Source organism: Kosmotoga sp. (genome assembly GCF_982836095.1).
In genome coordinates, this window is the sequence record NZ_CEYIHJ010000003.1 from 19,535 (window position 1) to 27,024 (window position 7,490).

8 protein-coding genes are annotated in these 7,490 nt (G+C 39.6%); 1 reads left to right on the forward strand and 7 read right to left on the reverse strand.

Features of this window, described 5'->3' with window-relative positions; translation table 11 throughout:
* The 7 genes from AC3LHT_RS00510 to AC3LHT_RS00540 all read right to left on the reverse strand — a co-directional run.
* On the reverse strand, nucleotides 1-409 hold a 409-nt coding region (locus tag AC3LHT_RS00510; protein ID WP_488661660.1), incomplete at its 3' end, for a TIGR01212 family radical SAM protein.
* On the reverse strand, nucleotides 399-893 hold the full coding sequence (locus AC3LHT_RS00515; protein ID WP_290646303.1) for a hypothetical protein: 495 nt from the start codon (nucleotides 891-893) through the stop codon (nucleotides 399-401). The genes AC3LHT_RS00515 and AC3LHT_RS00510, both read right to left, overlap by 11 nt.
* Entirely contained in the window at nucleotides 886-1,437 is a 552-nt protein-coding gene (gene folK, locus AC3LHT_RS00520) for a 2-amino-4-hydroxy-6-hydroxymethyldihydropteridine diphosphokinase (protein ID WP_290646305.1), read from the reverse strand. Before folK ends, AC3LHT_RS00515 begins: the two co-directional genes overlap by 8 nt.
* Nucleotides 1,409-2,779 carry a B12-binding domain-containing radical SAM protein gene (locus AC3LHT_RS00525; RefSeq protein ID WP_290646307.1) on the reverse strand — a complete coding sequence of 457 codons (1,371 nt, stop codon included), beginning with the start codon at nucleotides 2,777-2,779 and terminating at the stop codon, nucleotides 1,409-1,411. The genes folK and AC3LHT_RS00525 overlap by 29 nt, the downstream gene beginning before the upstream one ends.
* On the reverse strand, nucleotides 2,757-3,542 hold the full coding sequence (locus AC3LHT_RS00530; RefSeq protein ID WP_290668367.1) for a type III pantothenate kinase: 786 nt from the start codon (nucleotides 3,540-3,542) through the stop codon (nucleotides 2,757-2,759). Before AC3LHT_RS00530 ends, AC3LHT_RS00525 begins: the two co-directional genes overlap by 23 nt.
* Nucleotides 3,543-3,625: 83 nt before the next feature.
* Nucleotides 3,626-4,645: a GNAT family N-acetyltransferase gene (locus AC3LHT_RS00535; protein WP_488661661.1), complete on the reverse strand. Its 1,020-nt coding sequence runs from the start codon at nucleotides 4,643-4,645 to the stop codon at nucleotides 3,626-3,628.
* The gene (locus AC3LHT_RS00540) at nucleotides 4,626-6,593 is read right to left on the reverse strand and encodes a S9 family peptidase (RefSeq protein ID WP_488661662.1); all 1,968 of its coding nucleotides are present in this window, start codon (nucleotides 6,591-6,593) and stop codon (nucleotides 4,626-4,628) included. Before AC3LHT_RS00540 ends, AC3LHT_RS00535 begins: the two co-directional genes overlap by 20 nt.
* Before the next feature lie 130 nt (nucleotides 6,594-6,723).
* Here AC3LHT_RS00540 and AC3LHT_RS00545 point away from each other — a divergent pair.
* The coding region (locus tag AC3LHT_RS00545; RefSeq protein ID WP_488661663.1) for a UvrD-helicase domain-containing protein at nucleotides 6,724-7,490 on the forward strand (767 nt) is incomplete at its 3' end.

A 7,490-nucleotide genomic window follows, 5' to 3' on the forward strand; every position in this document is an offset into this window, starting at 1 on the left:
TCTTTCGATAATCGGCGAGAAGCTCAAGCACCTCGTTCGGTACGAGATCTGGTCTTGTGGATATATCAAGGATAATTACATCCTCAAGTAATGCACTTGAATAGAGTTCCCTTAATTTTGGTATAGGTGCATATGTATTTGAATTTGCTTGAAAGTAAGCCATGAATTTACCTATACCTCTATTCCTAAGCTTTTCCATTCGCTCTTTCATTTGTTCTTGAATACTGAGTTTTTTGTTTACCGAAAAACCACTTCCTGTTGCATCACAGTAGATACAGCCACCCGTAGACAATGTACCATCTCTGTTGGGGCAAGTAAAGCCCGCATCTATTGGCAATCTATAAACTGGTTCTCCATAGCGTTCTTTGAGATAGGTCTTTAGATCCCTATATGGCTTTTCATGATTCAACAGATTTTTTCAACTCCTTCATGTATTCTTTGAACGCCTTTACTGTCTCTTTTACAGCGGTTTTTTCCCCTCTAAAAATGTAAATCCATTTTCCTGACAACCATGACTCTATATAACCAGAATTGGCATTTCCACTGAGCTCACCATATACACCGGGAATCGCACTTAGAACTACTTTCAATTCGTTAAAATTCAGTTTTCCCCATTTATACCAAAAAGAAGAGGCCTTTAGGGCTTTATCAAATTTGACGACATAGATTTCCAAAGATTCAGTGCCTTTTGCAAGCCTGATGGTGAGCGTGACACCGTTTTCTACATATAATCCATCCAGCTCTCCACCGAGCTCCACGCGTGTAGATACAACCATATAGCCACTGGGATTAAAACCAGCGAAATTTCCAGGTGATAACTCGCGCTTGGTGGTGCTGCATGAGGTCAAAAGAAAAAGGAGAAAGAGTATAATTAGCCATTTAATTTTATCCATAGTAGCCTCCTTTCAAAGGAGATACGGTACATGTGATCTTCAATTCCTTCAAGAAAGCTTCAGATGATTTTGCCAATTTTAGGTCATTTCCTGACATGTCTTTAAGATATTCTCTATAAGGAATCCCTGTACCCGGTTCCAAAATATTCGGAGCAATTTCCAGCAATGGAATCAAAACAAAAGATCTATTTTTCATGTCATAATGCGGTATAGTCAAACGATCCGATTTATATCCAGTTGTACCAAAAAGCAGGATGTCAATGTCTATAGTTCTGGGTCCCCAGCGTCTTTCTCGCTTCCTGTAGAGTTTTTTTTCTACTTCCATGGTTATATCCAGAAGGCTTTCAGGAGTCCCGTAATAACGAAATTTCCCAACACAATTCAAAAAAGCGGGTTGATCAACTACCCCATAAGGTTCTGATTCGTAGAGGTTAGAAATATCGAGCAACTCTATCTCTTTTTCTTTAAGAGAACACACAGCAAACATAATGTTCTCAGTTCTGTCACCGAGATTACTACCAAAAGCGAGATAAACAGTTTTCATTTTCGATCCTCTTTCTCACCTTCCAGGCTTTTTCTTTTAATAATCTCAAGGAAGTCTCAGTTATTCCTTTGTCCCACCAATGAGGCAACAGGGAATTATCCAATAAAAGAGGATCAATATCCTCTGGTAATTTCTTTTTCGAGACGAGCTCAACCCATTGTGGAGTGCCAGGAATCGGTGTGAATTCATTTATAACGGGTAAAATACCCAATTCATCACATTTATCAATTGCCCTTTCAACGTCTTCAACACTTTGTCCAGGAAGATTTGCAATGATATAAGCGCTAATCTCGTTTCCTGAAAAGCCTGCGCTTTTCAAAAATGAAACCGCTCTTACAAGGTCGGAATCGAATACTTTCCCCCCGGTTTTTTCCTGAAGAGCCGCATTAGAAGTTTCATAGCCAAGCTTTATGGTTTTGAAATTCACTTTTTTCATTAGCTGGGCAGTTTCAGTATCTATAAGCCTGGCGTGTAGCCCATTAGGCAAATGATATCTAATCTTAAGCTCTTTAGCTTCAAGGAGTTTCAGTAGTTCTTTGAAATCTGAGCCAACCAATATAGCATCATCGAAGAATACTATATCTTTGACTCCTCTTTTATAGTAGAGGTTTTCAATGAAGGCTGCAACTTTTTTAGGGCTTCTACGGGAAAAGGATTTCCACAATTTCCAACTCATACAGTAATTACAATGAAAAGGACATCCCGTGCTTGTAATCAAAACAGCATAACTCAGCTTGTCATAATGGGAATAATCCGGGTCAAGCTCCTCCAGGAAATTCTCTTTTAACGACGCTTTAATACCGAGAAATTCAAGAGCGCTGTTCACAGGAGAAATGCCTGTGCCCGGGGCAACAAAATCAGCACCAGAAAAGGCAATCGCATGATCTGGTAAGATCGACGCATAAACGCCGCCAAGCACAACGGGCTTATCGGGTAGCTCCTCTTTTATCACCCTAATCGTATCACTTACTCCATAATGCCAATAAGTCATCATAGATGTTATAAATACGGCATCGACTCCTCGATATCTTCGCAGTTTTCGTCGAAAGAGCTCTTCAGGAAAGCCATAGCGCTTGAATTTTCGAGGAATATGCTCTAAACAACGTGGCTTTTCTATTGCTTCGTTATAGAATTTCCCAGTTCCATAATATTTATCTTCCGCTTCTTTTCCCATGAAAGCTTCCAGCTCCGGATCATAACGGTCAAGCAAATCTATGAGTGCCGTTTCAATCCCGGCATCTTTTAATATTGAAGATATATACAGCAAGCCCAGAGGCTTCAGCCAAAAATCATAAGCGGCTACATCTTCAATCCAGGGATTAATGAGCAGTATTTTCTTCAAGCTTTCTCACCAGCTTACAATATTCCCTTATGCCTTTAAGGGTGAGTTCTGTATCGATAAAATCAAAGAAATCCTTGCTTATATCAAAGAGCTTTGCATATCCGCCCGTTGCAATGATAACCGGTTTCGCAGGATACTTTTCTACAATCTGCATAACTATGCTTTTCAATCCAAAAAAGGTAGTATTAATTATCCCTATCCTGATGTTATCAGCAGTATTTCTGCCGATCGGTTTTTTTACAAAATGAAGTTCGACCTGGGGAAGTTTTGCGGTGCCAGAAAAGAGCGCTTTCATGGAAACATGTGGACCGGGAATGATTGCTCCACCTAGAAAAGCACCATCTTTTAATACATCAACAGTTATTGCGGTTCCAACATCGATAACGATTGCGTTTTCCCCATAAAAGCTTTTTGCGCCAAGGATGTTGGCAACCCTATCCGAACCTATTTCAGGCGGAAAGTCCACATCCCATTTCACGCCAATATCTTCCCGGGCTGTGACAAAGAGCGCATCTTTGTTTATGTACTTCTCAGCGAAATATCTAAAGGAATTATTCACCGCAGGTACAACTGAGGCTACACACAGATCTTCCAGTTCTTCCACAGTGCAATCATTTCTATTCAGAAATTCCTTAACCATCATATATATCTCGTCTTCTGTCCCCAACCTTTTGGTTGAAACTCGCCATTTTGACTTCAACATATCTGTAGCCCACAGGCCAAAAACCGTATTTGTATTCCCAACATCAACAAGAAGATTCACCAAAATCCCTCCCGATAAATGCTACCACCTTTTTTAACACACTTCCACGCATTAATATTACAAAAAAGACGCCTACGGCGTCCTTAGATGCGTGGTGGCCAGATCACGGGTCTCAATATTTTTTTGTTTCTTGCTCTGTCAATAAGAGCGAATCTGAAAGGTACTGTGAATTTCAAAATACCCAGTATATTCTTTACCTTTGCCAATTCGCTATCCTCACCAAAATTCAACAGTGTTATATTATTTTTCCACGCTAAATTATGAATAGCTTTTACCAATCTCTTACCATCTTTTCGGTCCTTATAATCCAGAAAAATCACATTCCATGAATGAATAGGATCGTTAAGTCTTGGAATTCTTATGAAGGGGAACAAAAAAGTAATGAATGCCGCAAAATCCCTAAAGAGCTTGAGAGCGATTGGGAGCTTTGTGATTTTGACATCAAACTCGCCCAAAGTATCCCAAACAATTGCCGTAGCTGTATTGTGCTTTATGAGTTTTATCTTCTTTTCAGCAATGAGTTTTGGAAAAAAATTTTGCCCGAGATCAAGTGGTACAAGATCGTGGTCGTCAATTTTTTCGTTATAATAACTCTGAAGAGCTTGCGGATCAGGTTCCTCATCTATGCTAATTCCATTTACTTTTCCTTTTCTCATAACCGGTACAGCATAAATATTCAATACTCTTGTGGGTTCGAACTTCATATGTTTTAAAATCTTAACTGAGTTTATATTGTCCACTTTTACTGATCCAAAACCGAATTCAACATCAGAATTTTCGAGAATGTCGCCCATTTTCTGAATCACTGCTTTCAACCATCGTGCTAGACGCATACGATATTTGGGATTTGTTCTCAGCCCAAACATATAGACGCCGCGTTGTTTCCTCCCCTCAAGCCAGTAATCAGCATATCCTGCACCCACACAACCAATAATGTCACCGTTTTTTTCGTCTTCAGCAACCAGCATAAATCCATCATCAAAATGGTTCATTTTCACAAAAAAGTCCTTTCTATCAGAAGCAAACCATATGCTCCCTTCTTGTGAGGAGGTCCTTTCAATTTCAAGGAGTTTCTCGTTATCTTCAGGTTTCGCTTGTCTCACAATCACTCTCTTTCACCCCTCTCAGATACAGCTTAAACCAGTTCAACAACGCTTTTAGCCTTTTTTCCCTGTGTGATGGAAGCCCGCTACGCGATAGTTCGTGGTTTTCCTTGGGGAAAAGAATCAACTTAGCGGTTTTTCCCAAGCGCCTTAACGCTGTAAAGAACTGCATTGCTTCAGGAACAGAGCACCGATAATCATCAAGAGAATGAATTAAAAGCAATGGAGTTTCAACATTCGATACATACGTTAGAGGAGATTGCCGCATATAGGTTTCTGGTTCCTCCCAAAAGGGCTTAGACAAACCTATCTGATCCTCAGCGAAAAAGTACCCGATGTCAGTTGTACCATAAAATGAAACGAAGTTAGATATGGAACGTTGAGAAACAGCTGCTTTAAAAATATCCGTGTGACCAACAATCCAATTTGTCATAAATCCACCGTATGAACCACCTGTAACTCCAAGGCGCTCTGAATCAATAAAGGTAAATTCATTTACAGCAAATTCTATTACTTCCATGATATCCAAAAAATCTCTCTCACCATAATGCCCACGAATATCAGCAAACTCACTGTTATAACCATGACTTCCTCGAGGGTTACAATAAATGACTACAAATCCTTCAGCGGCGAGCATTTGAAATTCATGAAGATAGGCGTTTCCATATGCGGTTTTTGGACCACCGTGGATTTCAAGAATTACTGGATATTTCTTATCAGCTCTAAAATCTGGCGGCTTTAAAATCCAGGCATCTATGTCTTTTCCATCGGAAGCAGTAACCCGAAACATCTCCGGGGAAGAAATTATGCAATTGTTGATCCAGCTATTGAAAGAGGTGAGTTTTCTACTTTTTCCATTTGAGTATTTAAAAATTTCAAGTGGTCTTGAGGGGGTGGAGGCAGTAAAAATCAGATCCCCTTTCTCCGAAACATCAAAGGTATCAATACTGCCATTTATATCCAAGACGGTGTCGATTCGTCCATCAGATTCGATTTTTTTCAGCAAGACTTTAAATCTTTCGGTAGCGAGAAAATAAAAAGAATCGTTGACAACTTTGAATTGACGCCCTCCCACTCCTCTAACATCGCTGTTGAGCGCGTTGAACATTGGGATATCATAATCCTTAGTTAAGTTGATGAAAATTCCATTCAATGTCGCAAGTGCTATAAAGGGATTAGCAGAAAAGGCTTTAGTGGAATCTATGGCAATGACAAAGAGTTCACTGTTGTTCTTCCACCTTGCTGCGGCAATACTTATTCCCTCAGGTGATAATCTTGTTTTTTTCCCTTCTGAAACATGGTAAAGCGTTGACATTATTGGGTTAGCCTCAGGGTTATCCTTTGCGATAGTTACATAAGAGGTTCCATCGGGAGAAAATATCACATCAACAACATCAACAGAAGGGTCTTCTGCAAGTTGAGTAACTTTTCCCCTTTTGGTGTCAAAAACAAATGCCTTCCTCTTTTTTCCTTCTGTAATGCCTTTGCCGTTGAATAAGAAAGGTATGCTTTCTATCTCATAAACCCTTTTATCATCATCTTCTTTCTTCTTTTTTTGCAGACAGCCCGGATACGAAACGAAAGAAAGCCTGTTTTTTCCGGCCCATCTGAGATTTGTGATGTTTTCCGAAAATTCTCGTATTTTCATAGCTTCGCCACCAGCAAAAGGCATCAAATACAAGCCGATTCCTTTAGATTTCTCCCTTTTAGACAAAAAAAACAGTTTTTTCCCATCAGGGCTGACTGTTGGTGAAAAATCGCTATCCCCAAAAGTCAGCTGCCTAAGATTTCTACCGTTATAACCTTGAATCCAGATATTGCTCTTGTATCTGTTGTTCTTTGCATCCATGGTTTTTCTTACAAAAAGAAAGGTGTTATCATGTGGAAGAAAGTGAAGGTCGCCAACACTAACGTATTTGTATATATCCGAAAGCTTTATTGTTTTCATTATATCCCTCCCTATAAGGATTTTATCATCAATTGGCTTTCTCCATGCTTTTTCACATTTCGTGAAATGAAAACACTTTGCGAATGATTTTCACGCTTTCATTATTAGAAAGTTGTGATAGAATTTGAACATGAAGGAAAAAGCCAAGAAGTATCATCTTAAACCGAATCCAGTTCCAGAGTTTATTAACAATGCGTTAGATGATGAACAACTAGATGCAGTCCTCAATTCTTCTGGAAGGACACTGATTGTTGCAGGGCCAGGTTCTGGAAAAACAAGAGTCATCACCTACAAGATTGCACATCTGGTGGCTTCCGGTGTAAAACCCGAAAATATTTTGCTTGTTACTTTCACCCGTGCTGCTTCACGAGAAATGATTGAAAGAGCTCGACGAGCGAGCGGCTCAGATTTGAGAGGCATGCTTGCCGGGACTTTCCATCACATTTGCAATTACTTCTTGAGAAAATACTCCCACCGCATTGATATTAATGCGAACTTCACAATACTCGATAGAGAAGACGCAAAAGATCTCATTAAACACTGCCGTTCACAGCTTCTCGAAGAACTTAGTAAAAAAGGCGCTTCTATTCTCCCGGGTGCTGGTGTACTACAATCTATTTACTCTTATGCAATCAATTGTGGTCTTTCACTAAGGGAGGCTATTGTTCACCAAAGCAAAAAATTTCTCGGGGTTGAAGAACATATTGAAGAAATCTGGAAACGATACAGCATTTTGAAAATCGAAAACAATTCTTTGGATTATGACGATTTGTTGGTAAAAGCTCTTCAACTATTTGCTCAGGCATTCCACCTGTGTTACCACCTGTTAAAAAGATTCTTGTTCCCAAAGCAAAAGCTTGAAGGTTTTTCCTGTTGCTTGTCATGGATTTTCCAAAA

Coding starts and splice junctions, on each gene's coding strand:
- AC3LHT_RS00540 (WP_488661662.1), bottom strand. CDS start 6,593: ATGAAAACAATAAAGCTTTCGGATATATACAAATACGTTAGTGTTGGC.
- folK (WP_290646305.1), bottom strand. CDS start 1,437: ATGAAAACTGTTTATCTCGCTTTTGGTAGTAATCTCGGTGACAGAACT.
- AC3LHT_RS00515 (WP_290646303.1), bottom strand. CDS start 893: ATGGATAAAATTAAATGGCTAATTATACTCTTTCTCCTTTTTCTTTTG.